We start from the raw sequence: 25,627 nt of genomic DNA, 5'->3' as shown, positions 1-25,627 counted from the left end.
GCGACCACGGCGCACCGGCCGGAGATCACCGTCGAACGGACCGCTCCCGGTCGACCTTCGGCCGGGGCGGCGTGTCGGACGGCGGCGCTAGCGTGACCACCGTGCCGTCCACCGGGCTGACCCCGCGTCTGTACGACGCCGGCGCGCTCGCCGTCGCCCTGCTCGGGGTCTACCTCGTGCTGTGGCCGGAGCGCCCGGTCCTGCCCACCGAGGCGCCGGCGTGGTGGTGGATCGACCTGGTGGGCGGGGTTCTCGCCGCCCTCGTGCTGCTCGCCCGCCGCCGCGCCCCCATCGGCTCGGCGCTCGTCGTCTTCGCGCTGACGATCCCGTGCACGGGCGCCTGGCTCGCCGGTGCCGTGGCGACCTTCTCCCTGGCGGTACGCCGGCCCTGGCCGACGGCGGTGGGTCTCGCCGTGCTCTCCCTCGCGATCGCGCCCGTCCAGGGTCTCTTCCGTCTCCAGACCGAGGAGAGCACCTCGTGGGCCAACGTCGGGTGGGCGGTGGTCATCACCGCGGCGCTGGTGGCGACGGGGGCGGCGATCCGCGCCCGCCACGAGCTGCTCGACTCGCTGGTCGAGCGGGCCGAGCGGGCCGAGACCGAGGCGGCGCTGCGGGCCGAGGCGGCCCGGACGGCCGAGCGCACCCGCATCGCCCGCGAGATGCACGACGTCCTCGCCCACCGCCTGTCGATGGTCTCCCTGCACGCCGGGGCGCTGGCCCACCGGCGGTCCGCCTCGCCCGAGGAGATCCGCGACGCGCTCGAGGTCATCCGGGCGGGTGCGCGCGACGCGCTGGTCGACCTGCGGGCGATCCTCGGCGTCCTGCGCGACCCCGACACCGACGACGACGACGCCGGCGTCGATCCCGCCCAGCGGCCGCCGCAGCCGACCCTGGCCGACCTGGAGCGCCTCCTCGACGGCGTGCGCGCCGCGGGCACCCCGGTGACCCTGCGCGACGAGCTGGCCGAGGGTGCGCTGCCCGACGAGTGCGGGCGCACGCTCTACCGGATCACCCAGGAGGCTCTCACCAACGCCGCCCGCCATGCCCCGGGCCGGCCCGTCGAGGTCGTGCTGCGGGGCGCGCCCGGCGGCGAGGCCGAGCTCGAGGTCTCCAACCCGCTGCCCGCCCGCGGCCCCGTCCGGCCGCCCGGCAACGGGCTGCTCGGGATCACCGAGCGCGTCGACCTCGCGGGCGGTCACGTGCTCTCCCGCGGCCCCGACCACGACCGCTTCCGTGTCGCGGTGCGGGTGCCCTGGCCGGTCATGGAGCCGCGATGACCGAACCGACCCCGGTCCGCGTGCTCCTCGTCGACGACGACGCGCTCGTGCGCTCCGGACTGCGGCTGATGCTCGGCGAGGCCGACGACATCGCGATCGTCGGGGAGGCCGCCGACGGCGACGAGGTGCCCGCGGCGGTCGCCGAGCACCGTCCCGACGTCGTGCTGATGGACCTCCGCATGCCCCGGGTCGACGGCGTCCGGGCGACCACCGAGCTCCTCGCGCGGCCCGAGGCGCCCGCCGTCCTCGTCCTCACCACCTTCGACTCCGACCAGGACGTCCTCGCCGCCCTGCGCGCGGGCGCCACGGGCTACCTGGTCAAGGACACCCCGCCGGCCGACATCGAGGACGCCATCCGCCGGGTCGCGGCCGGCGGCACGTCGCTGTCGCCGTCGGTGACCCGCCGCCTGATCGCGGCGGCCACCGGGCGGGGCTCGGGACGCCCGGACGCCGGGGCCCGGATGGCCGCCCTCTCCGAGCAGGAGCGCTCCGTCGCGGCGGCCGTCGGGCGGGGCTGGAGCAACGCGCGCATCAGCCGCGAGCTGCTGCTCTCGCTCTCGACGGTCAAGACCTACCTGTCGAGCGCGCTGTCCAAGCTCGACCTGGACAACCGCACCCAGCTGGCGCTGCTGGCCCACGACGCCGGGCTGTCGTCGGAGGACTAACCGAGCAGCCCCAGGACGCCCTTGCCGGTGAGGTAGATCCCGACCCCGCCGACGGCGAGCACCAGCAGGACCGTGGCGTGCCGGCGTCCCCACGCGTGCACCGTGCGCACGAGCTCGAGGGTCCGGTCCGGGCGCAGGATCACCAGCACGAGCACCGCGACCGGCACCGCGAAGCGCAGGAGGTTGTAGACGAGCACCTGCGCGATCCCGCCCACCGGGCTCGGGTGGGTCTGGAGCACCGCCACCAGCGCCGCGATGTAGTAGAGCCCGGGGAGGTTGGTCACGAGGCCCGCCCCGGCCATGGCGGTCGGCGTCGGGGACTTCAGGCGCGTCGCGAGCGCGTCGGGGAGCACCGACGAGCGTTCGCGGTCGGGCCGTCGACGCGGGCGCGGGAGACGTCCCGTCCCGCGGGCGGCGGCCCAGACGATGGCCAGGACGCCGAGGACGACGTCGACGATCAGGCGCCCGGCGGTGTGCTCCGAGCTCCGGGTGCTCGCGCCGAACGCGGTGACGACGAGGACGCCGACCACGACGCTGATGGTCGCGCCGGCCAGCAGGTACGCGGTCAGCAGGCGCCGGGGGCTCTCGGTGAGCAGCACCGCGTACACGATCGCCAGGGGGACGGCGCGCACGGCGCTGACGAGACCGAGGACCAGGGCCTCGGGGCTCACGGAGCACTCACCGCTCGTCCTCCGGCACCGCGCCGAGGTGCAGGGAGACGAGCCGCTCGCCGGCGAAGGACACGGTGAGCACGCCGGGCGTCCCGGAGGCCGCCACCCGCCAGACGACCTCCTCGCCGACGAGCTCCTTGCGCGTGACGTCGCGGGCGACGGCGGTGGCGAGCAGGACCGCGACGTCCTCGGTGGCGCGCCCGAACGGGGGCTCGACCTCGAGGCGGGCGCCGGCCAGCAGCGTCCGGAGGCGCTCGACGTCGCCCCCGGTCCAGGCCTCCTCGAACCGCAGCGAGGTCAGGAAGACCTCGGCCTGCTCGGCACCGCGCCGGCGCAGGTCGCGCAGGAACACCACGTCGCGGTTGACCTTCGACGCGGCGCCGAGCAGGCCGCTGACGATCGAGCGGTCGAGCTCGAGCACGCGCACGGCGACCTGGCGGTACCCGCTGGCCGCGGTGAGCGTGCCGGCGGCGAGGAGCTGGTCGATCTTCTCGATCGACGCGAGCTCCTGGTAGAGCGAGAGGTTGCCGGCGAGCTCGTTGCGGCGGTCGGCGATGTCGAGGGTCGTGCGGGGCTCGTCGTCGCGCCGCGTCGGGTTGATCTGGACGACCCAGAGCTCGTCGGGGTCGTCGTCGAGCAGCGGGGCCACCGGCGGGTTCTGCGAGAACAGCCCGTCCCAGTAGAGGCCGCCCTCGACGTGGATCGCGCGGAACAGGGTCGGGATCGCCGCGGAGGCGAGCACGGTGTCCGGGGTGATGCGGTCGCGGCGGCTGTCGAACGCGCGGAACGCGCCGCTGCGGACGTCGACGGCGCCGAGGACGAGGCGCGGGTGGCGGGCGTCGGTGTCCGGGACGTCCAGCGCGTCGAAGTCGACGTGGCGGCGCAGCAGCCGGCGGAACTCCTCGCGCCCGTCGAACGCCGGCGGCACGAGGTAGGGGTTCAGCGGCGGCGCGAGGCCGAGGCTCTGGGCCACGCCCGCGCCCACCGCGGCGGCGTTGCCGAGGCGCTCGAGCGGGTTGCTCGCGGCGTTGTCCTCCCAGAAGCCCTCGAGGTCGGCCGGGATGCGGTCGCGCCGGCCGTCGCGCAGCGCCGCGAACGTCAGCAGCGCGTTGATCGCCCCGCCCGAGGTGCCGCTGACCGCGACGACCTCGTGGCCGTCGAAGGCCCCGCGCTCGACGAGCCGGGACACCACCCCCGCGGTGAAGGCGGTGTGGCTGCCGCCGCCCTGGAAGGCCAGCGCGATCCTCATGCGTCCCCCTTGTCCGCAGGCCCCGCGGCCAGCAGGTCCCCGAGCCACGCCGCACGCGGGTCGACGTCGACGAGCAGGGCCTTGACCAGCAGTGTCAGGGGGATCGCGAGCACCGCGCCCAGCGGCCCCAGCAGCCAGGCCCAGAAGCCCAGCGACAGGAACACGACGGTCAGCGAGAGCCCGACGGCGTCCCCGATGTAGCGCGGCTGCACCAGCGAGCAGAGCACGAAGTTGACCACCAGGTAGATCACGACGACGACCAGCGCGAGCCCCGGGCCACCCTCCAGGAGGGCGAGCAGCGCCGGCGGCACGACCCCGATGAAGAAGCCGACGTAGGGGATGTAGTTGGTGATGAAGGCGAGCAGTCCCCAGAGCACCGCCAGCGGGACGCCCAGGGCCAGGAGCACGACGGTGTCGACGACCGCGGTGAGCAGCCCGAAGACCGTGGTGACGACGAGGAAGCGCCGGGTCCCGCGGACGAAGTCGCCGAGGACGCCCGCGACCGCCGGACGCACGCCGGCGAGGACCCCCAGCTTCGCGCGGAACCCGCCCGACTCGATCGCCAGGAACAGCAGCAGCGAGAAGAGGAAGACCAGCGAGCCGGCCAGGCCGACGACCCCCGACAGGACGCCGGCGGCGACCCCCGCCACCCGTCCGAGGTCCAGGCCGGCAGCCAGCTCGCGGATCGGCACGACGCCGATCCCGAGCGCCGCGAGCTGGCCGACGAGGTCCCCGACCAGCGCCGCCGCCTCGGCCCGGTACCCCGGAAGCACCGTCGCGAGGCGGGCCAGCGACACCAGGATCGTCCCGGCGAGCGCGGCGACCACCGCGTAGACGAGCAGCACCAGGACCGTCGACGACAGCCAGCCCGGGAGGCCCCGGCGGCGCAGCCAGGTCTCCACCGGACGGACGGTGATCACCACGACCAGCGCGAGCAGCAGCGGGCCGATGAGCCAGGCCAGCGAACGGAGGCCGACGACGAGGATGACGGCCGCGGCGCCGCCGACGAGCACCACGAACAGCCTCGGCAGCGCGGGCCCCGTCGGGACCTGGACGGTCACCCGGCCACGCTAGTGCTCGGCGCGTCGTTGTCGGGGGTCCGGGGCACCATGGAGCCGTGACCGTCCTCGAACGCTTCTCCCCCGCCACCCGCGACTGGTTCACGGGCGCGTTCGAGGGGGCCACCGCCGCGCAGGAGGGCGCGTGGGAGGCGGTCGCCGAGGGGCAGCACGCGCTGGTCGTGGCGCCCACCGGCTCGGGCAAGACGCTCGCGGCGTTCCTCTGGGCGCTCGACCGTCTGGCCACCACGCCGCCGCCCGAGGAGGCCACGCGCCGCTGCCGGGTCCTCTACGTCTCGCCGATGAAGGCGCTCACCGTCGACGTCCAGCGCAACCTGCGCTCGCCGCTGGCCGGGCTGCGCCAGGCCGCGCACCGCCTCGGGATGACCGAGCCCGACGTCACGGTCGGCTCGCGCACCGGCGACACCCCCGCCGACGAGCGGCGCAGCTTCAACCGCACGCCGCCGGACATCCTCGTCACCACGCCCGAGTCGCTGTTCCTGCTGCTCACCTCGGCGGCGCGCGAGTCGCTGCGCGGGGTCGACACGGTGATCGTCGACGAGGTGCACGCCGTGCTCGCCTCCAAGCGAGGGGCGCACCTCGCGCTCAGCCTCGAGCGCCTCGACGCCCTGCTCGACGCCCCGGCCCAGCGCATCGGGCTCTCGGCCACCGTCCGCCCGGTCGACGAGGTCGCGTCCTTCCTCGGCGGCGGGCGCCCGGTGCGGATCGTCAACCCGGAGACGGCGAAGACCGTGCAAGTCCGGGTCGAGGTGCCGGTCGAGGACATGGCCGCGCTCGACGGCGGCGGCAATGACTCGGGGCCCGGCGTCGAGGAGGAGGTCGAGGGCTCGGCGGCCGGCGCGGCGCAGAAGGCCTCGATCTGGCCGGCGGTGCAGGAGCGCGTGCTCGACCTCGTCGGCGAGCACCGCTCGACCATCGTGTTCGCCAACTCCCGCCGGCTCGCCGAGCGGCTCACCGCGCGGATCAACGAGCTCGCCACCGAGCGGGCGCACGCCGCGGAGGAGGAGCGGCCGCCCGTGGAGCTCGACACCGACGACGAGGCGGACGAGGTCGCGCCGGTCGTCGGCACCGCGTTCCCCGCCGAGGCCGTCGGGCAGTCGGGGACGGCCGAGCCCGCCGAGGTGATCGTCGCCCGCGCCCACCACGGCTCGATGAGCCGCACCCAGCGCACCCTGGTCGAGGAGGCGCTGAAGTCCGGGCACCTCCCGTGCGTCGTGGCCACGTCGAGCCTCGAGCTGGGCATCGACATGGGCGCGGTGGACCTCGTGATCCAGGTGGAGGCGCCGCCGTCGGTGGCCAGCGGATTGCAGCGGGTCGGCCGCGCGGGCCACCAGGTCGGCGCCGTGAGCGAGGGCGTGGTGTTCCCGAAGTACCGGGGCGACCTCGTCTCGTGCGCCGTGGTGGCCGAGCGCATGGCCGGCGGCCAGATCGAGGCGATGCGCTACCCACGCAACCCGCTCGACGTCCTCGCCCAGCACGTCGTGGCGATGACGGCGATGGAGCCGTGGTCGGTCGACGACCTCACGTCGCTGGTCCGGCGCGCCGCGCCCTTCGCGGGGCTGCCGGACTCCGCGCTGCAGGCCGTGCTCGACATGCTCGCCGGGCGCTACCCCAGCGACGACTTCGGCGAGCTGCGCCCGCGCATCACCTGGGACCGCGTCACCGACCAGCTGGCCGGGCGCCCCGGCGCGCAGCGCCTCGCGGTCACCAGCGGGGGCACGATCCCCGACCGCGGGCTCTACACGGTGGTCACGCCCGGCTCCGGCGAGGGCGGCACCGGCGGGTCCCGGGTGGGCGAGCTCGACGAGGAGATGGTCTACGAGTCCCGGGTGGGCGACACCTTCCTGCTCGGGTCCACCAGCTGGCGCGTCCTCGACATCACCCGCGACCGCGTCGTCGCCGAGCCCGCGCCCGGCGTGCCGGCGCGGATGCCGTTCTGGAAGGGCGACGCCCCCGGCCGCCCGCTGGAGCTGGGCCGCGCGCTCGGGGCGTTCGTGCGCGAGGTCGCCGCGGCCGACGACGAGGCGGCCCACGCCCGCACCGAGGCCGCCGGGCTGGACGCCAACGCCTCGACCAACCTCCTGACCTACCTGCGCGAGCAGAAGGAGTCGACGCGCCACGTCCCCAGCGACCGCACCATCGTCGTCGAGCGCTTCCGCGACGAGCTGGGCGACTGGCGGCTCGTGGTGCACTCCCCCTTCGGCGCGCAGGTCAACGCGCCGTGGGCGCTGGCGATCGCCGCGCGGTTCCGCGAGACGCGGGGCCTGGAGGTGTCCGCGGCGAGCGCGGACGACGGCATCGTCCTGCGGCTGCCCGAGGCCCTCGACGACGCCGGCGAGGAGATCATGCCCACCGCCGAGGACGTGCTGCTCGACCCGGACGAGGTCGAGCAGGTGGTCACGGCCGAGGTCAGCAACTCCGCGCTGTTCGCCGCGCGCTTCCGGGAGTGCGCGGCCCGGTCGCTGCTGCTCCCGCGCCGCGACCCGACACGCCGCACCCCGCTGTGGCAGCAGCGCCAGAAGGCCGCGCAGCTGCTGAGCGTCGCGAGCCGGTTCGAGCAGTTCCCGGTGGTGCTCGAGACGATGCGCGAGGTCCTGCAGGACGTCTACGACGTCCCGGGGCTCGCCGAGCTCATGCGCGACGTGCGCTCGCGGGCCGTGCAGGTGGTCGACGTGGCCACCACCAGCGCGTCGCCCTTCGCGCGCACGCTGATGTTCGGCTACGTCGGCATGTTCCTCTACGAGCTGGACGCCCCGCTGGCCGAGCGCCGCGCCGCCGCCCTCTCGCTCGACTCGACGCTGCTCGCCGAGCTCCTGGGCTCCGAGGCCATCCGTGAGCTGCTCGACGGCGACGTCCTCGCCGAGATCGAGGGCCAGCTGCAGCGCACCGACCCGGAACGCCACGTCCGCGACGCCGAGGGCACCGCCGACCTGCTGCGCTTCGTCGGCGACCTCACCACCGCCGAGGCGGCGGCCCGCGGCGTGCAGGAGCAGTGGCTCACCCAGCTGGAGTCCGCGCGCCGGGTGATCCGGGTGCGGGTGGCCGGCGAGGAGCGCTGGATCGCGATCGAGGACGCGGGCCGGTTCCGCGACGCCCTCGGCGCCGGCCTGCCGGTCGGCGTGCCCGAGGCGTTCACCGAGCCGGTGGCCGATCCGCTGGGCGATCTCATCGCCCGCTTCGCCCGCACCCGCGGGCCGTTCCCGGTGGCCGCCGCGGCCCACCGCTTCGCGCTCGGCACGGCCGTCGTCGGCGGGGTGGTCGACCGCCTGGTCTCGTCCGGCCGGCTCATGCGCGGCGAGCTGCGTCCCGAGGGCGCGCTGCCGCTGCCCGGTGTGCCGGCCGACCTGCCCGCCACCGGCCCGGACGTGTGCGACGCCGAGGTGCTGCGCCGGCTGCGGCGCGGCTCGCTGGCCCGGCTGCGCGCCGAGGTCGAGCCCGTCGAGCCGGCGGCGCTGGGACGCTTCCTGCCGTCGTGGCACGGGATCGGGCCCAAGCGGATGCGTCGCTCGCCCGGTCCCGACGACGTCCTGGGCGTCGTCGAGCAGCTCGCCGGCGCGCCGATCCCGGCCAGCGCGCTCGAGAGCCTCGTGCTCCCGGCCCGGCTGCCCGGCTACTCCCCCGCGCTGCTCGACGAGCTCACCAGCGCCGGGGAGGTCACGTGGACCGGGTGCGGCTCGCTGGCCGGTGGCGACGGGTGGCTGGCGGTCGCGCCCACCGACCTCGCCGACCTGCTGCTGCCCGACCCCGAGGACGAGCACGTCGACACCCCCCTGCACCGCGCGCTGCGCGAGACGCTCGACGCGGGCGGTGCGCTGTTCTTCCGCCAGCTCACCGAGCGCACGCAGGCGGTGCTGCGAGAGGGCGGCGAGGCCGAGACGGCCCGGGAGATCGACCTGCCCGATGACGCGACGCTCGTCGCCGCGCTGTGGGACCTCGTGTGGGCCGGTCTCGCGACCAACGACACGCTCGCGCCGGTCCGGGCGCTCGTGTCCGGCGGCGGGTCGCGCGGCAGCGGGGGCTCGCGTGGCGGGGCGCACAAGCAGCGCCGCTCGCCGTCGCGGGGTCGCTACGCACGGCTCGGGCGCGCGCCCATGCCCTCGCGCACCGGTCCGCCGACGGCCCAGGGCCGCTGGTCGGGCGTGCCCGTCCGCGAGGCGGAGCCGACCCGGAGGGCCCAGGCCCGCACCGAGGCGTTCCTCGAGCGCCACGGCGTGCTCACCCGCGGCGCGCTCGACACCGAGCGCGTCACCGGCGGCTTCGCCGGCATCTACCCGGTGCTGCGGGCGATGGAGGAGTCGGGCCGGGCGCGGCGCGGCTACGTCATCGAGGGCCTGGGCGCGGCGCAGTTCGCGGTCCCCGGCGCCATCGACCGGCTGCGGGCCGAGTCGCGCCTCGAGGACGACGGCAGCGCGCCGACCGCCCTCGTCCTCGCCGCCACCGACCCCGCCCAGCCGTGGGGCGCGGCCCTGGAGTGGCCGCCGACGACCGGCGACAACTCCCATCGTCCGGGGCGCAAGGCGGGCGCCCTCGTCGTGCTCGCGAACGGGGAGCCGGCGATCTACGTCGAGCGGGGCGGCAAGTCGCTGCTGAGCTTCACCGGCGAGCGCGACGCCCTCGCCGCCGCCGCGTCCGCGCTGGCCACGGCCGTGCACGAGGGCTGGCTGGGAGGCATCGCCGTCGAGAAGGCCGACGGCTCGGGAGCCCTCGACGGGATCCTGGCCGAGGTGCTCACCGACGCCGGCTTCCGGCACAGCCCGAAGGGCCTGCGCCTGCGGGCTTAGGGTGGGCGCCGACACCGATCAAGGGAACAGCAGGGAGCGGTATGGCGCTGGCGTGCCCCACGTGCGAACAGTCCGCGGCCGAGTACCTCGGGATGGCCGACGACGGGCGCAACATGATGCGTTGCACCAGCTGTGGGCACGAGTGGGTGCTCGGCGCCAAGCCGATCTCACCCCGGGCGATCAGCCAGACGACGCGGTCGCGGAGCACGACGACCCGCACCACCACCCCCCGCTCGACCGGCCCCGGCGCGACCCCCTCCGGCGCGACCACGCCCCGGGCCCGGACGTCGGTCCCGGGCAGCTCGCGGCCGTCCCGCGGCGCCCGCCCGGTCGAGGGCGTCGACATGGCCCGTCGCCGCTTCCCGACCGTCGACGACGTGGCGCCCGGCGCCCTGGTGCGCCTGGAGAGCCTGCGCAAGGAGTTCCTCGCCGACTTCCCGCGTCCCGACCCCGAGGCCGGGCTCTACCGCGACGTCTACCGGCAGGCGTTCGAGGCCGACGCCCTCCCGTACACCACGCCGGTCGCGCTCAAGGACTTCGCCAACAGCAAGGTCGTGGCGAGGCCCGGCAACATGAGCCGCTTCAACGACGAGTGGAAGACCCTCGGCAACCAGCAGGCGGCCGAGGCGTTCCGCGGGGTGATCGAGTACCTGCTCCGCGGCGAGGAGCCGGCCTCGCAGGAGGACCGGCTGACGACGCTGATCACCTCGGACGAGCCGCCGGCCATGCCCGGCTTCCGCGAGTCGATGCTGACCCGGGTGCTCTGCATCGCCGAGCCCGAGCGGTTCCTGCCGATCCTGGTCTACTCGAGCCCGGCCGGGGGCAAGCGCGAGATCGCCCGCCGGGTGTTCGGCCTCGAGCTCCCGGCCCCCGCGACCACGGGGCAGACGATCGGGCGGCTCGTGCACTGGAGCAACGACCTGCTCGTCGAGCTCGTCGGCCACCGCTTCGTCGACCTCGACCACGCCCGCCAGTTCCTCTGGTGGGTCAAGGACCACCCGGACCTGGGCTGACCTCGTTCCCCGGGGCCAGCTTCGAGCGACGGCGGCCGTAGACGAGGTAGATCACGAGCCCGATCAGGAACCAGACGGCGAACCGCAGCCACGTCTGCGGGTCGAGGAACGTGATCAGCCAGAGCGAGAAGACCACGCCGATGATCGGCACCACCGGCATCCCGGGGCAGCGGAACGAGCGCGGCAGGTCGGGGCGCCGGTAGCGCAGCACGACGACGGCGATGCAGACGACGACGAAGGCCAGCAGGATGCCGATGTTGGTCAGCTCGGCGGCCTCGCCGATCGGCAGGAACCCGGCGATGAGGGCGGACGCGACGCCGAGCACCCAGGTGATGCGGTTCGGCACGCGGTGCTTCTCGCTGGTCTTGGAGAACCACGGCGGCAGCAGCCCGTCGCGGCTCATCGCGTAGCCCACGCGCGTCGCGCCCATGAGGAACGTGAAGAGCACGGTGAGGATGCCGAGGATCGCGCCGACGGCGACGATCAGCCCCACCAGCGGGAGCCCGACGTCGGCGAACGCCTGCGAGAAGGCCGCCTCGCCGTCGATGCGCGTGTAGTCGACCATGCCGGTCAGCACGAGGCAGGCGAGCACGTAGAGCACCATCGAGATCGCCAGCGAGTAGAGGATCGCCTTCGGCATGTGCTTCTGGGAGTCCTGCGACTCCTCCGCGGCGGTGCTCATCGCGTCATATCCGAAGACCGCGAAGAACACCGTCGCGGCGCCGGTGAAGATGCCCGCGAGCCCGAACGGCGCGAACGGGCTGTAGTTGCCGGCGTCGATGTGGAAGGCGCCGACGACCACCACGAGCAGCACGACGCCGACCTTGAGGTAGACCAGCGCGGTCTCGGCGCGGGCGGCGTTGCGCATCCCGCGGTTGAGCACGAACGCGATGAGCAGGCAGAGCAGCATCGCGAACAGGTCGACCTTGTGGGTGCCCGGCGGCAGGCCGTCGGACTCAGTGCCCGGCGCCCCGAGCATCCACTCGGGTAGCGAGAGCCCGAGGAACCCGAGCAGGTCGTTGAAGTAACCGGAGATCCCGATCGCGACCACCGCGACGATCGCGGTGTACTCGAGCAGCAGGTCCCAGCCGATCAGCCAGCCGACGAGCTCGCCGAGCACCACGTAGCCGTAGGTGTACGCCGACCCGGCGCGCGGGATGAGCCCGGCGAACTCGGCGTACGAGAACGCCGCGGCCGCGCTCGCGACGCCCGCGACCAGGAACGACAGGAGCACCGCGGGCCCGGCCGTCTCGTTGGCCACCTGCCCGGCCAGCGAGAAGATGCCGGCGCCGATGATCCCGCCGACGCCGATCGCCGTGAGCTGGCGCAGCGTGAGCGTCCTGCTCAGACCCGTCCCGCCCGCGTCGGGACCCGTCTCGATCTCCTCGACGGGCTTGCGACGGAACAGGGCCGCGATCCCCCCGCGGGGCGACGTGGTCGTCATCCGCCCATGGTGCGGTCTCGATCCCCCTAGAGGCCACACAGGGACTTCACCTCGCCGGCGCCCGTCCCCGGACGCCGGATCAGGACGAGGTGCCCACCCAGCCCAGCCGCGTCGAGAGCTCCTCGGCCGCCGCCCGGAGATCCGGGACGATCGCGCGGGCGCGACGGCGCGGCAGCCGGTAGGCCGGGCCGGCGGCGCTCAGCGCGGCGACGACGACGTCGCCGGCGCCCCACACGGGCACCGCGACGGCGTGCAGGCCCACCTCGAGCTCCTCGAAGGACCGCGCGTTCCCCTCGTCGACCACCCGGGTGAGCTCGGCGCGCAGCGCGGCCGGCTCGGTGATCGTCGACTCGGTGTAGCGGGGCAGGCGCCGGCGCAGGAACGCGCGGCGGTCGGCGTCGCTCATGTACGCGAGCAGGACCTTGCCCGCCGAGGTCGCGTGCAGCGGCGTGCGCCGCCCGACCCAGTTGCGGGTGGTCACCGACGACGTCCCGAACTCCTGGGCGACGTTGATGGCGGCCTCGCCGTCGTGCACCGCGAGGTTGACGGTCTCCCCCACCGCCTCGGCGAGCTGCTGGCAGGTCGGCTGGCCGAGACGGGCGAGGTCCATGCTGCCGGTGGCCGCCGCCGCGAGGCGGACGACGCCGAAGCCCAGGGCGATCCGGCCCCGGTCGCCCTTCTGCTCGAGCAGCCCGCGACGCGCCAGGGCGGCCACGAGCCGCGAGGCCGTGGACTTGTGCACCCCGAGCTCGTCGGCCAGCTCGGTGATGCCGATCTCGCCACGGGCCGCCACGACCTCGAGCACGGTGACCGCCCGATCGACCGAACGGACGAGCGCGGGCTCCTTGCCGTCGCTGTCGCCGTCGGTGCGTGCCATCGACCGACATCCTCTCCGACCGGACGAGGGCGACCGGGCGGCGGGGTGCGGCGCGCGAGCGGAGCCACCTCGGGTTGCGGGATACGCAACCCTAGCGTGTCGTCAGCGCGTCTGCCGCTGCTCCCGCGACGGGACGCCGTTCGGCCCGCCGAGGTCGACCGCGTAGGTGCCCAGCGAGACCGCGAGGGCGTCGAGCATCCGGTCGAGGGCGACGCGGTCGATGTTGGCGACGGTGTCGCAGGCCTGGTGGTAGCACCGGTCGAACGGGACACCGGCCTGGCCGCCCCACAGCGCGGCGTCCTCCGGTGTCTTGACCTCCTCGGCCCCGGTGAACAGCCCGCCCGACGGGATGCCCGCCTCCACGAAGGGCCCGTAGTCCGAGCGGCCGTCGAAGTCGGTGCCGCGCGGCTGCACGCCGGTGGCCGTGAGCGCCGCGGCGAGGGTCCGCTCGATGCCGTCGGACCCGGTCGGGCCGGGCGGCGCGCCCTCACGGTCGGAGTCGTCGCCGTCGTAGATCAGGTAGGCGGGGTTCGGCGAGGCGAGCATGTCCGAGTTGAGCAGCACCGCGATGTCGCGGCGCGCCTCGGGCGTCAGACCCTGCACGTAGGCCGTCGACCCGAGCAGGCCGTTCTCCTCGGCGCCCCACCACGCGAAGCGCACGGCGTTGGTCACCGGCGGGGCGCCGCCCATCCGCATCGCCAGCTCGAGCTGGGCGGCCGACCCGGAGCCGTTGTCGTTGATCCCGGGTCCTTGCGGGACGGAGTCGAGGTGGGCACCGCTCATGACCACCTCGTCGGGGCGCCCGGTGGTGGTCTGCGCGATCACGTTGCGGGTGGTCACCGTGGCCGTGCGGGTGGCCAGGGTCAGGCCGACCGGGGTGCCGCCGCGGGCGACGAGCCCGTCGAAGTCGGCCTGCAGGAGCCCGCCGGTGGGCAGGCGGCCCTCGGCCACGGAGCCGAGCGTGCCGCCGAGGGGACCCGGCGCGTTGTTGCCGACGAGCACGGCCGCCGCCCCGACGTCCGCCGCGACCTGCTGCTTCTGCGTGAACGTGCACGAGCCGCGGCGCACGAGCACCACCGCGCCGCGAGCCGGCAGGTTCGCGTAGTCCGTCGCCTCGCAGCCCGGCGTCGGGTCGGCCGGCGCGTCCGGGGCCACCACGAGCGGCGCGGTGACGCCGCCGGGCGGGGTCGCCGGCGAGTAGGTCAGCGCGGTGACCGCCGGACCCGGCGCCCCACCGACGGTGAGCGTCTCGCCGTCCACGGCGAAGGTGTCGAACGGGAAGCTCGGGGTCTCCACCCGGAAGCCCGCCCGGCGCAGCTCGCTCGCGACGTACTCGACGCTCGCGTCGTAGCCCGGCGAACCGGCCGCGCGGTTGCCGGCGTTCGCGTCCGCGATCCGCTGCAGCTCCTCCAGCCGCGCGAACGCCGCGTCGCCGGTGCTCTGCTCGGCGAGCCGGCGCGGCAGCCCGGGGTCACCGGTGGGCGCGGCCGCCGGGCTGGGCTCCTGCTGGCCGGGCTCGGGCGGGGCCGTCGTCCCCGCGCCCCCGCTGCCGCCGTTGCCGCAGGCCCCGAGCGTGAGGGCGGCCACGATGACCAGCGCCGCGGCGCTCCGTCGAGACGCGATCATGCTCACGGACCGTAGCGGATCGGTGCGGACGCGGTGACGGCAACCGCCCGGACCGGACGCGGGGCGCGACAAGAGACACGTGTCCCGTGGAATGCCCGCCGTCTACAGTTGGTTGGCACAGCCAATTACCCCTCACGTCCTCCGGGAGGATGCGTGCCGAACACCGGCGCTCCGGAGTCGGTGGACTCGGTATCGGGCAGCGGCGCGCCCCGCCCGGCGCTCGTGGTCACGGTCCTGTCGTCGGTCGGGCTCGTCGCCTCGCTGTGCATGACGCTGGTCGTGCCGCTGGTGCCACAGCTCCCCCAGCTGCTCTCGACGACGTCCGCCACCGCGTCCTGGGTGATCACCGCGACGCTGCTCGCGGGTGCGGTGGCCACGCCGATCGCCGGCCGGCTCGGCGACATGATCGGCAAGCGCCGTGTCCTGCTCGCCACGCTCGGGCTGCTCGTCCTCGGCTCGGTGCTGTGCGCCGTGACCTCGGACCTCGTGCCCGTCCTCGTCGGCCGCGCGCTGCAGGGCGTCGCGGTGAGCGCGGTGCCGCTGGGCATCAGCCTCATGCGCGACACGCTCCCGCCCGAGCGCCTCGGGTCCGGGATCGCGCTGATGAGCGCGACGCTGGGCATCGGCGGCGGCCTGGGCCTCCCGCTGGCCGCCGTGATCGTCGAGATCGCCGACTGGCACGCCCTGTTCTGGGTCGCGGGCGCCCTGGGGCTCGCGGGCCTCGCGCTCGTCGCCGTGATCATCCCCGAGTCGACCACCCGCTCCGGCGGGCGCTTCGACACCGGCGGCGCGGTCGGCCTCTCGATCGGCCTCATCGGCCTGCTGCTCGCCGTCTCCAAGGGCGCCGAGTGGGGCTGGACCAGCGCCGCGACCCTGGGCTCGGCGGCCGTCGCCGTCGTCGCCCTCGTCGGGTGGGCGCTCTACGAGCTGCGCGTGCGCGACCCGCTGGTGGACCTGCGCCTCAACGTCCAGCGCGCGGTGCTGCTGCCGAACCTGATCTCGATCCCGGTCGGCGTCGCGATGTTCACGGGCATGGTCGTCTTCCCGCAGCTGCTGTCCGCGCCGGTCGCCTCCGGCCACGGCCTCGGGCTGAGCCTGCTCGTCGCCGGGCTCACCCTGGCCCCGAACGGCATCGTCATGATGGCGATGTCGCCGGTGACCGCCCGCATCTCGAGGATCTGGGGTCCTCGGACGTCGCTGCAGATCGGCCTGGTCATCATCGCCGCGGCCTACGGCGCGGGCACCCTGCTGCTCTCGGCGGCCTGGCAGGTCTCGCTGGTCATCGCCGTGATCGGGGCCGGCGTCGCGCTGGCCTACGGCGCGCTCCCCGCGCTGATCATGCGAGCGGTGCCCACCACCCGCACCGCGGCCGCCAACGGCCTCAACACCCTGATGCGCTCGATCGGTACGTCGACGGCGTCGGCCGTCGCGGCGGTCGTGCTCTCGGCGTCGACCGTGCCGGTCGAGGGCACGCTCGTGCCCTCGCTGGGAGCACTGCGCACCACGCTGATCATCGCCGCGGGCTGCGCCGTCCTCGCCCTGCTCGTCAGCCTCGCCGTGCCCTCCCTGCCCGACCCGGCCCGGCGGGTGGAGCCGTTCGGGGACGACGCCCCCGACGGCTCGGTGGCGGACGAGCCCGCCGCACCGGCGCTGGTCCGCGGCCGGGTCCTGCACGACCACGGCGCCCCGGCCACCGGGGCCCGCGTGACGCTCGTGGGCCACGATGGCCGGCAGCTCGCGGTCATCCCGGTCGATCCCGACGGCGGGTTCGCCGCCGACCCCGGTGCGGAGCGCCCCGTCCTGCTCATCGCGGGCCTCGCCGGTGCCCGGCCCGCGGCCGTCCACGTCGTCCCGGGCCAGGACACCCTCGACCGCCCGCTCGTGCTGGCTCGCCCGGAAAGCTGAGTGCCGGAGAGCTGATCCCCGGAGTTTGTGCTGCGCTCCGCGCGTGGCACCCCTCCCGCCAGGACCCGACGACGTGTCCCGGGAGGGCTCCATGTCCATCGACGACACCCCGGTGGTGGCGGTCCGCCAGGCCACCGCCGCGCTGCGAGCAGGCACCGTCACGCGTGCCCTCGACAGCGACGACCTCGGGCTGCTGGGCGCGGAGGCCCGCGGCCTGGTCGAGCAGCTGGTCGACGTGCTGCAGAGCGTCGACCGGACGACCACCGACCCGCGCGACCCGCACACCCGCGACCTGAACTCGCTGCGCGAGCGGCTCGCCGGCGCGCTCCGCCCCGTCGACGTGGCCGGCGACCCGCGCGACCGCGTCGGGGAGCAGGAGGTCAGCGTCGGTCGGCCCGACGACTGACCTGGTGGGACGATGGCGACGTGCCCGAGGGTGACACCGTCTTCCTCGCCGGCAGGCGCCTGCACGACGCGCTGGCCGGCGCGACGCTGACGCGCGGGGAGCTGCGGCACCCACGTCTCGTGCAGCACGACCTCGCCGGGCGCACCGTGCTCGAGGTGGTCAGCGTCGGCAAGCACCTGTTCACCCGCTTCGACGACGCCACGAGCCTCCACAGCCACTTCCGCATGGACGGCACCTGGCACCTCTACCGGCCGGGCCGTCCCTGGCGCGGCGGCGCCGACCACCAGATCCGGGCGATCCTCGAGGTGCCGGAACGCGTGGCCGTCGGCTACCGGCTGCACGACCTCGACCTGCTGCCCACCGCACACGAGGACACCTGGGTCGGCCACCTCGGGCCCGACCTGCTCGGCCCCGACTGGGGACCCGAAGCGGCCGCCGAGGTCGAACGGCGCCTGCGCGCCGACCCGGCCCGCGAGCTCGGCGCCGCCCTGCTCGACCAGCGGGTGGCCTGCGGGGTCGGCAACCTCTACAAGGCCGAGATCTGCTTCCTGATCGGGGTCTCGCCGTGGACCCCGGTGGGCGACCTGTCCGACCGGCAGGTCCACGACGCCGTCGCCTGGGCCCGCAAGCTGCTCGAACGCAACGCCTGGCGCCCCGAGCAGTCCACGACCGGCGACCTCGGCGGGAACGCCCAGCACTGGGTGTTCGAGCGCGGCGGGCGTGGGTGCCGCCGGTGCCGCGACGTCGTGCGGACCGCCGGGCAGGCAGAGACACAGCACGCCGATAGGGGATCGCCGGACCGCGAGGACCGCATCGCCTACTTCTGCCCCACCTGCCAGCCCGGCCCCCATCCCCCGCTCGAGCGCCGGCGGGGCCGCCGGCCCCAGCAGCAGTCGGGTCGCCAGGCCCGCTACTAGCGAGCGGGCAGCGTCCCTCCACCACAGGATGCTTCGACAACCGAAGCATCCTCACGATGTCGACGACGACCTCACGGGTGCATCCGCGCGCCTTTGACGATCTTGTCGACCGCGTTGCGGGGCCCGTGCACCGCGATGCCGACCAGGTCGAGGTCGTCGCGGCCGACCTTGGCCACCGCGGCGCGGTTGTCGGCGTCGTTGCCCGTCGCGAAGAGGTCGGCCGTGAACACCGCGATGCGCAGCCCGCGGCCGAGGGCGCGTCCGTGGGCCGCGCGCACCACGGCGGCGTGGCCCGCGAAGACCATGACCGGCTGGCCGAGCATCGGCAGGTAGGCGGTGCCGTCGGCGTCGGCGTAGGGCTCGCCGACCAGCTCGGGGGTCGCCGCGGTGATCCCGCTGACCAGGAACGCGGTGACGTTGAGGGCCTGCCAGCCCGCGAGGTCGTCCCGCAGGACGACGGCGATCTTGGTGTCGAATGCGCTGCTCACCGGGTCAGCGTCACCGGGTCGCACCGCGCCGGTCTTGTACGTTCCTGGCATGGCTGGCCCGGCCGAGCACGTCCGCGCCTGGCGCCCGGCGGTCCCGGGGGTCACCGAGGTGTTCCACGCCCGGTTCACCGAGCACGCCTATCCGTCGCACACCCACGACGCGTGGACCCTGCTGATCGTCGACCACGGCGCCGTGCGCTACGACCTCGACCGCCACGAGCACGGCGCGCTGCCGACGTCGGTGACGCTGCTGCCGCCCCACGTCGCCCACGACGGGCGATCGGCCGTGCCCGGCGGGTTCCGCAAGCGCGTCGTCTACCTCGACGACACCGCCCTGCACGGCCCCTCGCTCACGGGTCGCGCCGTGGACCGGCCGGCGTTCGACGACCCGGTGCTGCGCCGGCGCATCGACCAGTTGCACCGTGCGCTCGCCCACCCCGGTGAGGAGCTGGCGGCGCAGAGCCGGCTCGCGTTCATCACCGAGCGGCTCGCGGCCCACCTCGGCGACGAGCGCGCCGCGACACCCCGCGACCCGGGCCTCGCCCACCGCCTGCGGGATCTCCTCGACGCCCGGTTCCCCGAGGGTCTCGGCCTCGACGAGGCCGCGCGGGTGCTCCACGCGCACCCGACGCACCTCGTGCGGGCGTTCGGCGCCGAGTTCGGGCTGCCGCCGCACCGCTACCTCACGGGACGACGGGTGGACCTCGCGCGCCGCCTCGTGCTCGGCGGGATGCCGCCGGCCGAGGTGGCGACGGCCGCGGGGTTCCACGACCAGCCGCACCTGACCCGGCACTTCCGCCGCGTCACCGGCACCACGCCGGGCCGCTTCACAGCGGCCCGGCGCGGATGACCTCCGGGACCGGAGCTTCGGTACCGGCGACTCGGTACCGGCGACTCAGTACTGGCGCGGGGCCTGCGTGTTCTGGGTGGGCTGCTGCGCCGGCGCGGGCTGGGCCTGCGTCGGCTGCGCCGGCTGGACCTGCGGCTGGGCCGCCTGCCCGGCCGGGATCTGGGCGCCGCCGCCCATCGAGGCGCGGATCTGGTCGAGGCGGCTCTTGCCCGCGAAGTCGCGGGTGGACTCCTCCACCTCGAGCATCCGGCCCTGCACGCTGTTCTGCGCCAGCTCGGCCTGACCGAGCGCGGTGGAGTACCGCCGCTCGATCTTGTCGCGCACCTCGTCGAGCGAGGGCGTGTTGCCCGGCGCCGCGACCTCGCTCATCGAGCGCAGCGATGCGGAGACCTGCTCCTGCATCTTGGCCTGCTCGAGCTGGCTGAGGAGCTTGGTGCGCTCGGCGATCTTCTGCTGCAGCATGTTGGCGTTGCGCTCGACGGCCTGCTTGGCCTGCTGCGCCGCGCCGATCGACTGGTCGTGCAGCGTCTTGAGGTCCTCGACGTTCTGCTCCGCGGTGACCAGCTGCGAGGCGAACTGCTCGGCGCTCTGCTCGTAGCGGCGCGCCGACTCCTCGTCGCCCTTGGAGCGCGCGTCGTCGGACATCACCAGTGCCTGCCGCGCCGAGGCCTGCAGCTTCTCGATGTCGGCCAGCTGACGGTTCAGCTTCATCTCCAGCTGCCGCTGGTTGCCGATCACCGACGCGGCCTGTTGCGACAGCGTCTGGTGCTGACGCTGTGCGTCCTCGATGGCCTGCTGGATCTGGACCTTCGGGTCCGCGTTCTCATCGATCTTCGAGGAGAACGCGGCCAGGAAGTACCGCCAGGCCTTGACGAAGGGGTTGGCCATCTGCTCCCGCCCAACTCGTGACGTCGATACGGCTCAGGCCGCGACAGCCGCGCCTGGTCTCCCGACCATCGTCTCACCTCCTCGCGGAGGCTTCCACCGACCCGCCCATCGGCGACGATCACGCGGGCCGGACGCTCACACCGATCACACGGCTCAGGCCGCGACGCGCACCACGGGCGACCGCGGACCGCTGGTCGCACCGCCCGCCAGACCCACCAGACGCACCGTCGTCGCCCCCTCCACGGGCGCCACGACCTCCTCGTCGGCGTCCCGCTGCGGCAGGCCCTCGGGCTCGGGCAGCGCCACCGTGCGCGGTGCGCCGGGCTCCTCGGGCTCCGGCGGGGTCGGGAGGGTGGCGGACATGCTGGCCGACATCCGGGCCGAGGCCTCGTCCCCGGAGGTCGCGGGCTCGAAGGCCTCCTCGACCGCGGAGCGCAACGCGGCGTCCACACCGGGCGCGGCCCCGAAGCCCCGCGGAGCACCGGCACCGGCGCCCGCGCCGACCCCGGCCGGGACCGGGCGGGGCGCGGGACGCAGGACGTCGGCCACCTCGTCGAGCAGCTCGGGCAGCGGCAGGGACAGCGCCTCGCAGATCGCGGCGAGCAGCTCGCTCGACGGCTCCTTGCGCCCGCGCTCGATCTCGGAGAGGTAGCCCAGGCTCACGCGCGCCTCCTTCGAGACGTCACGCAACGTGCGGCGACGCTCGGTCCGGGCGCGGCGGATGCTCCCGCCGATGGCCTCCCGCAACAGCAGCGACATGCCACACCTCCCACCACCGGCCGCGCGGGGTTCCCCTGGCGGCACCTCGGAGGGAGGGCCGTCGACGACCGTGTCCGTCCACCGTACCGACGCGCGACGATCAGGGAGCGCGTCGCGAGCCCCGCCGCGTTCGCCGAGGGCGAACGCCGTCGGAGCCCCTCGGACCGCGGGAGTCAGACCGCCGCGGCGCGGGCCTTCGCCCGCGACCGCAGGCGCAGCGCGCGGATGAGGTAGTCGAAGCCGGTGACCACCGTGACCACCACGGCGGCGACCATCAGCACCGCGACCGCGGGCTCGAGCACCGCGGGCAACGGCATGATCGCGAGGCCCAGAGCGAGCGTCTGCACCACCGTCTTGATCTTCCCGCCCCGGCTCGCCGGGATCACGCCGTGGCGCAGCACCCAGAACCGCAGGAGCGTCACGCCCAGCTCGCGGACCGCGATGGTGATCGTCACCCACCACGCGAGCTCCCCCAGCATCGACAGCCCCACCAGGGCGGCGCCGGTGAGGGCCTTGTCGGCGATCGGGTCGGCGATCTTGCCGAAGTCGGTGACGAGGCCCCAGCGTCGGGCGAACTCACCGTCGAAGGTGTCGGTCAGCGAGGCGAAGGCGAAGACCGCGAACGCCGCCCACCGCCAGCCCGGGCTCTGGCCGTGGTCGACGAACAGCACGACGAGGAAGACCGGCACGAGGAGCAGGCGCACCACGGTGAGCCCGTTCGCGATGTTGACCAGTGGCACCGGGGGGACCACGCCCGACGGGGTGGTCGGTCCGCCCGGGCCGGCGTCGGTCACCACGCTCCGGCACCGACCGGCGCACCGGTGGCGGGGTCGGACGCGAGCTCGGTGCCGGCATCGTCGAGAGCGTCGGTCACCACGGCCAGCGCCTCGACCACCAGGTCGATCCCCTCGGCGTCGGTCACCGGCCCCCGGACCACGACGCCCGGGGCGAGCCCCTCGAGCAGCTCGGGGTCGCCCTCCAGACGGCACTCGCCGTCGACGTCCGGGCCCTGGTGCGGGGCGCGGCCCACCCAGCACTCGTCGTCGGCGTCGTACCGCTCGACCAGCACCTCCACGGTGGTGCCGACCCGGCGCGCGGCCCGGTCCTCCGCGACGTGCTCGGCGAGCCGGGTGATGCGCTCGACGCGGGCGGCGATCTCCGTCGGGTCGACCTTGTCGGGCAGGCCGAGCGCCTCGGTGCCGTCCTCGTCGGAGTAGCCGAACACCCCGACCGCGTCGAGCTCGGCCTCGGCGAGGAACGCCTCGAGCTCGGCGAGGTCCTCCTCGGTCTCGCCCGGGAAGCCGACGATCACGTTCGACCGGATGCCCGCCTCGGGGTCCAGCGCGCGGATCTCGCGGCAGAGTGCGAGGAACGTCTCGCGCGACCCGAAGCGCCGCATCCGGCGCAGCACCGCGGCGCTGGCGTGCTGGAACGAGAGGTCGAAGTAGGGCGCCACCCGGGGCGTGCGGGCGATGGCGGCGAGCAGCGGCGGGCGGACCTCGGCCGGCTGCAGGTACGACACGCGGACCCGCCGCAGCCCGGGCACGGCGGCCAGCTCGCCGAGCAGGCGCTCGAGGGCGCCTCCCGCGGCGCCGCGGGCGTCGATGTCCTTGCCGTAGGACGTGGAGTTCTCGCTGACCAGCAGGACCTCGGCGACGCCGTGGTCGGCCAGCCAGGCGGCCTCGGCGACGACGTCGCGGGGGTCGCGGGAGACGAAGGCGCCGCGGAAGGACGGGATCGCGCAGAAGCTGCAGCGCCGGTCGCACCCCGAGGCGAGCTTGAGCGGGGCCACCGGGGCGTCGTCGAGGCGCTGCCGCGGCACCGTCGGCACCCACTCGTGGCCGGGGATGCTCTGGTCGCGCACCGCCTCGGGCCGCTTCACCGGGCTGATCGGGAGCAGCGTGCGGCGGTCGCTGGGCGTGTGGGCCGCGAGGGGCCGTCCGGCGAGGACGTCGTCGAGCCGGGAGGGCAGGTCGCCGTAGTGGTCGAACCCGAGCACCGCGGCGGCCTCGGGCAGCGCCTCGGCGAGCTCCGCGCCGTAGCGCTCCGCCATGCAGCCGACCGCGACGACCCGGGCGTTGCCCCCGCCCGCGGCCAGGACGGCGTCGACGGAGTCCTTCTTCGCCTGCTCGACGAACGTGCAGGTGTTGACGACGACGACGTCCGCGTCGCCGTCCGTCCCGTCGGCGGAGGCGCTGACGTCCCACCCCTCCGCGGCCAGCCGGCCGGCCAGCTCCTCGGAGTCGACGTCGTTGCGGGCGCACCCCAGGGTCACGAGCGAGACCCGTGGGGGACGCTCATCGGTACCGGGGGAGCTCTCGACCACCTGCCCAGCCTATCGGCCCGGGGGCTGGCCTACCCTCCGCCGGTGTGAGCCCCTCGCCCGAGACGGCCGCGCCGGTCCTGCTGAGGCGGGCCCGCACGGCCGACGTCCGCGGCATCAAGACCCTGGTCGACTCGTTCGCCGACGACAACATCCTGCTGCGCAAGCCCCTGGTCACCCTGTACGAGACGGTCCAGGAGTTCCGGGTCGCGGTCCGCGGGCGGGAGGTCGTCGGGTGCGGGGCGCTGCACGTGCTCTGGGAGGACCTCGCCGAGATCCGCACCATCGCCGTCGACCCACGGATGCAGGGCGCGGGCATCGGGCACGCGCTCGTGGAGGAGCTGGTGGCGCAGGCGCGGGCCCTCGGGCTGCGCAGCCTGTTCGTGCTCACCTTCGAGCTCCCCTTCTTCCAGCAGCACGGGTTCCGGGAGATCGAGGGCTCGCCGGTGGCCCCCGAGGTCTACGCCGAGATGCTGCACTCGGCCGACGAGGGCGTGGCCGAGTTCCTCGACCTCGCCTACGTCAAGCCGAACACCCTGGGCAACAGCCGGATGCTGCTCGACCTGTAGGGCAGGCCTCTCGAGCGGACCGGGAGAGCGTCAGCGCAGTGCCGCCGTCACGCCCGAGAGCACACGGTCCCAGCCCGCGCGCTGCTCGGCGCCGTAGTGGTGCCCCGACCCGGCCGGTGCGCCGACGGCCCCGAGGAGGTCGACGGAGGTCTGCACGAAGGAGACGACCGGCAGCCAGGGCCGGGCGACGGGCCGCTCCGGCGGCGTCACCAGGAGCCGCGGCGACCAGACGGCGGCGGGGTCGGTCGGGTGCGCGAGCGTGACCGCGCCCGGAGACGGCGGCGTGTCGGCCGGTGGCCCGACCCAGAACGCCCCGTCGGCCCGCTCGGGATGGCGCGCCCACGCCTGCGCCCCGGCGAGGGCCCCGAGGCTCTGGCCGTAGAGCACGACGCGGGTGCCCGCCGGCCGGTGCCGGGCGACGGCCGCGAGCAGGGCGTCGGTGGTGGCGACGGCGTCGTCGCGGGCGGTCAGGTACGACAGCCAGCTCGGGGCGTCGTCGTAGGCGACGGCCACCGAGGCGACGTCGCCGTCCGTGGCGCCGGCGAGGGTGTCGAGCGCGACGTCGTCGACCCAGCCCGAGCCCGTCGGGACCACGACCACCAGCGTCCGCCGCGCCAGGCCACCCTCGGCGGCGAGCCGGCGGACCGCCGTCTCCGCCCGGTCGGCGGGTGTGCCCGGCCCGAGGGCGAGGTCCACGTGCACCGGCGTCGTCCCGAGCGCGGGTGCGACGGCGGACGCCGGCGACGCCGCCGCCCGCGGGGTGTGCGCGAGCGGGACGAGGGACGCGGCGACCAGGACGACCGCGGGCACGACCGCCACCCGCGCGATGCCGCCCCGGGCGGCGAGCAGCACGACCGTCCCGAGCACCACCGCGGGCGCCCAGCCGATCGGGTCGAGGCCCAGCTCCACGCTCTGGGCGTCCTGGAGCCCGAGCGTGACGGCCACCCAGGCCGCGGTCACGACGACACCGACGGGACCCAGCGGTGCGCGCCCCCGACCGAGCCGGGCGCCCAGCGACCACAGCACCCCCGACTCCACGACCTGCACGAGCACCTCGCGCGGCAGCAGCGGCGGGTAGGTCGAGACCGCCAGGAGGAGCGCGCCGATCACGTCGTGTCCCGGACGAACGGGCCGTGCTCGACCACCGGGACGCTCCAGCCCTGGCGCCAGGAGTTGGCGGTGACGACGACGTCGGCGAGGCCCGCCAGGAGGTGGCAGCGGGCGGGCTCGACCCCGCTGGTGTCGCAGGCGCGGCCGAGGTCCCGGGCGAGCTGCGCGTCCAGCGCCTCGCGGGCCCACGGCCCGAGCACCCCGCCCTCGGTGGCGGCGTGGCGCAGCAGGTCGTACCCGAGGTCGTGGGCCCGGCAGGCGTCGTCGAACGCCGGCGGCAGCGCGACCGGCGAGGAGCACGCCCCGCCCGGGTCGACGAGCATCCCGCCGGTCACGACGGGCGGGCGCTCCGCCGCGGCCAGGAACGACGCCGGCAACCGGGCGGCGGCGCGGTCCGCGCCCGTGAGGTCCGCGACCGCGCGGGCGGACCCGGCGTCCTCGGGGCCGCGCTGCGTCACCGTGGCACGCCCGGTGCCGGTGGACAGCAGGAGCACCCCGAGCGCGACGAGGACGGCGAGCACGACGGCGGTCCCCGACGGTCGGACGCGCGTCGCGCCGGTGCTGGTCACGACCCGGAACGATCATCGCCGGGGCCGTCGTCGGGCGTCGTGCCACGGAGCCGTCGTGGCGGGGCCACCCCGGACCCGGGACGGGTCGCGGGTCATACCCAGGGGGGAGGCCGGAGGCGCTACCCGGGAGTGACGACACGGCCCGTTCCGTCCTCCTACTC

22 protein-coding genes are annotated in these 25,627 nt (G+C 75.2%); 9 read left to right on the top strand and 13 right to left on the bottom strand.

The genetic code is table 11. The features are described 5' to 3' along the window. Positions 1-101: 101 nt before the first annotated feature. Positions 102-1,277 (top strand): sensor histidine kinase, encoded by a 1,176-nt coding sequence (locus PH191_RS05230; RefSeq protein ID WP_274193528.1) that lies wholly within the window; start codon positions 102-104, stop codon positions 1,275-1,277. Next, positions 1,274-1,942 carry a response regulator transcription factor gene (locus PH191_RS05225; protein WP_274193527.1) on the top strand — a complete coding sequence of 223 codons (669 nt, stop codon included), beginning with the start codon at positions 1,274-1,276 and terminating at the stop codon, positions 1,940-1,942. Before PH191_RS05230 ends, PH191_RS05225 begins: the two co-directional genes overlap by 4 nt. Here the strand turns inward: PH191_RS05225 and PH191_RS05220 are convergent. Genes PH191_RS05220 through PH191_RS05210 form a run of 3 tightly spaced genes read right to left on the bottom strand, consistent with a single transcriptional unit; the run spans position 1,939 to position 4,923 of the window. Next, positions 1,939-2,613, bottom strand: a complete 675-nt coding sequence (locus PH191_RS05220; RefSeq protein ID WP_274193526.1) for a GAP family protein — start codon at positions 2,611-2,613, stop codon at positions 1,939-1,941. The two genes, PH191_RS05225 and PH191_RS05220, sit on opposite strands and share 4 nt — an antisense overlap. Positions 2,614-2,620: 7 nt before the next feature. Further along, on the bottom strand, positions 2,621-3,862 hold the full coding sequence (locus PH191_RS05215; protein ID WP_274193525.1) for a patatin-like phospholipase family protein: 1,242 nt from the start codon (positions 3,860-3,862) through the stop codon (positions 2,621-2,623). Then, a complete protein-coding gene (locus tag PH191_RS05210) occupies positions 3,859-4,923 on the bottom strand; it encodes an AI-2E family transporter (protein WP_274193524.1) in 1,065 nt (354 codons plus the stop codon). Before PH191_RS05210 ends, PH191_RS05215 begins: the two co-directional genes overlap by 4 nt. 56 nt (positions 4,924-4,979) lie before the next feature. Between PH191_RS05210 and PH191_RS05205 the strand changes: the two genes are divergently transcribed. Next, positions 4,980-9,722 carry an ATP-dependent helicase gene (locus tag PH191_RS05205; RefSeq protein WP_274193523.1) on the top strand — a complete coding sequence of 1,581 codons (4,743 nt, stop codon included), beginning with the start codon at positions 4,980-4,982 and terminating at the stop codon, positions 9,720-9,722. Positions 9,723-9,763: 41 nt separating this feature from the next. Then, positions 9,764-10,735 (top strand): hypothetical protein, encoded by a 972-nt coding sequence (locus PH191_RS05200; RefSeq protein ID WP_274193522.1) that lies wholly within the window; start codon positions 9,764-9,766, stop codon positions 10,733-10,735. Here PH191_RS05200 and PH191_RS05195 read toward each other — a convergent pair. The 3 genes from PH191_RS05195 to PH191_RS05185 form a co-directional block, all read right to left on the bottom strand. Further along, positions 10,710-12,179, bottom strand: coding sequence for an amino acid permease (locus PH191_RS05195; RefSeq protein ID WP_274193521.1), 1,470 nt, complete (start codon positions 12,177-12,179; stop codon positions 10,710-10,712). The two genes, PH191_RS05200 and PH191_RS05195, sit on opposite strands and share 26 nt — an antisense overlap. A 79-nt stretch (positions 12,180-12,258) precedes the next feature. Then, the gene (locus PH191_RS05190; RefSeq protein WP_274193520.1) at positions 12,259-13,056 is read right to left on the bottom strand and encodes an IclR family transcriptional regulator; all 798 of its coding nucleotides are present in this window, start codon (positions 13,054-13,056) and stop codon (positions 12,259-12,261) included. Positions 13,057-13,158: 102 nt separating this feature from the next. Continuing rightward, positions 13,159-14,682 (bottom strand): M28 family metallopeptidase, encoded by a 1,524-nt coding sequence (locus PH191_RS05185; RefSeq protein WP_274193519.1) that lies wholly within the window; start codon positions 14,680-14,682, stop codon positions 13,159-13,161. A 153-nt stretch (positions 14,683-14,835) separates the two neighbouring features. Between PH191_RS05185 and PH191_RS05180 the strand changes: the two genes are divergently transcribed. From PH191_RS05180 to PH191_RS05170, 3 genes are all read left to right on the top strand, one after another. Further along, a complete protein-coding gene (locus PH191_RS05180) occupies positions 14,836-16,587 on the top strand; it encodes an MFS transporter (protein ID WP_274193518.1) in 1,752 nt (583 codons plus the stop codon). Positions 16,588-16,678: 91 nt separating this feature from the next. Next, complete coding sequence (locus PH191_RS05175; RefSeq protein WP_274193517.1) at positions 16,679-16,993, top strand: hypothetical protein; 315 nt, start codon at positions 16,679-16,681, stop codon at positions 16,991-16,993. A gap of 20 nt (positions 16,994-17,013) precedes the next feature. Then, positions 17,014-17,910, top strand: a complete 897-nt coding sequence (locus PH191_RS05170; RefSeq protein ID WP_274193516.1) for a DNA-formamidopyrimidine glycosylase family protein — start codon at positions 17,014-17,016, stop codon at positions 17,908-17,910. Positions 17,911-17,981: 71 nt separating this feature from the next. Here the strand turns inward: PH191_RS05170 and PH191_RS05165 are convergent, their stop codons facing one another. Next, positions 17,982-18,449, bottom strand: coding sequence for a DUF2000 domain-containing protein (locus tag PH191_RS05165; protein ID WP_274193515.1), 468 nt, complete (start codon positions 18,447-18,449; stop codon positions 17,982-17,984). Between PH191_RS05165 and PH191_RS05160 the strand changes: the two genes are divergently transcribed. Then, entirely contained in the window at positions 18,448-19,248 is an 801-nt protein-coding gene (locus PH191_RS05160; RefSeq protein ID WP_274193514.1) for a helix-turn-helix transcriptional regulator, read from the top strand. The genes PH191_RS05165 and PH191_RS05160 overlap by 2 nt on opposite strands. Positions 19,249-19,293: 45 nt before the next feature. Here the strand turns inward: PH191_RS05160 and PH191_RS05155 are convergent, their stop codons facing one another. The 4 genes from PH191_RS05155 to rimO all read right to left on the bottom strand — a co-directional run bounded on the left by PH191_RS05155 (position 19,294) and on the right by rimO (position 23,221). Next, positions 19,294-20,136 carry a PspA/IM30 family protein gene (locus PH191_RS05155; protein WP_274193513.1) on the bottom strand — a complete coding sequence of 281 codons (843 nt, stop codon included), beginning with the start codon at positions 20,134-20,136 and terminating at the stop codon, positions 19,294-19,296. Between the two features lie 153 nt (positions 20,137-20,289). Next, positions 20,290-20,895: a helix-turn-helix domain-containing protein gene (locus PH191_RS30050; protein WP_420791750.1), complete on the bottom strand. Its 606-nt coding sequence runs from the start codon at positions 20,893-20,895 to the stop codon at positions 20,290-20,292. Between the two features lie 173 nt (positions 20,896-21,068). Next, a complete protein-coding gene (pgsA, locus tag PH191_RS05145) occupies positions 21,069-21,692 on the bottom strand; it encodes a CDP-diacylglycerol--glycerol-3-phosphate 3-phosphatidyltransferase (RefSeq protein WP_274193512.1) in 624 nt (207 codons plus the stop codon). Then, the gene (gene rimO, locus PH191_RS05140; protein WP_274193511.1) at positions 21,686-23,221 is read right to left on the bottom strand and encodes a 30S ribosomal protein S12 methylthiotransferase RimO; all 1,536 of its coding nucleotides are present in this window, start codon (positions 23,219-23,221) and stop codon (positions 21,686-21,688) included. Before rimO ends, pgsA begins: the two co-directional genes overlap by 7 nt. Positions 23,222-23,265: 44 nt before the next feature. Here rimO and PH191_RS05135 point away from each other — a divergent pair, with 44 nt between their 5' ends. Next, positions 23,266-23,787, top strand: a complete 522-nt coding sequence (locus PH191_RS05135) for an amino-acid N-acetyltransferase (RefSeq protein WP_274189175.1) — start codon at positions 23,266-23,268, stop codon at positions 23,785-23,787. Between the two features lie 30 nt (positions 23,788-23,817). On the opposite strand, the gene PH191_RS05130 is transcribed toward PH191_RS05135, so the two are convergent. Together PH191_RS05130 and PH191_RS05125 are read right to left on the bottom strand one after the other, a co-directional pair. After that, positions 23,818-24,897 (bottom strand): alpha/beta-hydrolase family protein, encoded by a 1,080-nt coding sequence (locus PH191_RS05130; RefSeq protein ID WP_274193510.1) that lies wholly within the window; start codon positions 24,895-24,897, stop codon positions 23,818-23,820. Next, positions 24,894-25,466 carry a hypothetical protein gene (locus tag PH191_RS05125; protein ID WP_274193509.1) on the bottom strand — a complete coding sequence of 191 codons (573 nt, stop codon included), beginning with the start codon at positions 25,464-25,466 and terminating at the stop codon, positions 24,894-24,896. The genes PH191_RS05130 and PH191_RS05125 overlap by 4 nt, the downstream gene beginning before the upstream one ends. Between the last annotated feature and the right edge of the window lie 161 nt (positions 25,467-25,627).

Source organism: Actinomycetospora callitridis (assembly GCF_028737265.1).
Classification (GTDB): Bacteria; Actinomycetota; Actinomycetes; order Mycobacteriales; family Pseudonocardiaceae; genus Actinomycetospora; species Actinomycetospora callitridis.
This window is presented reverse-complemented; position numbering and strand designations above follow the sequence as displayed.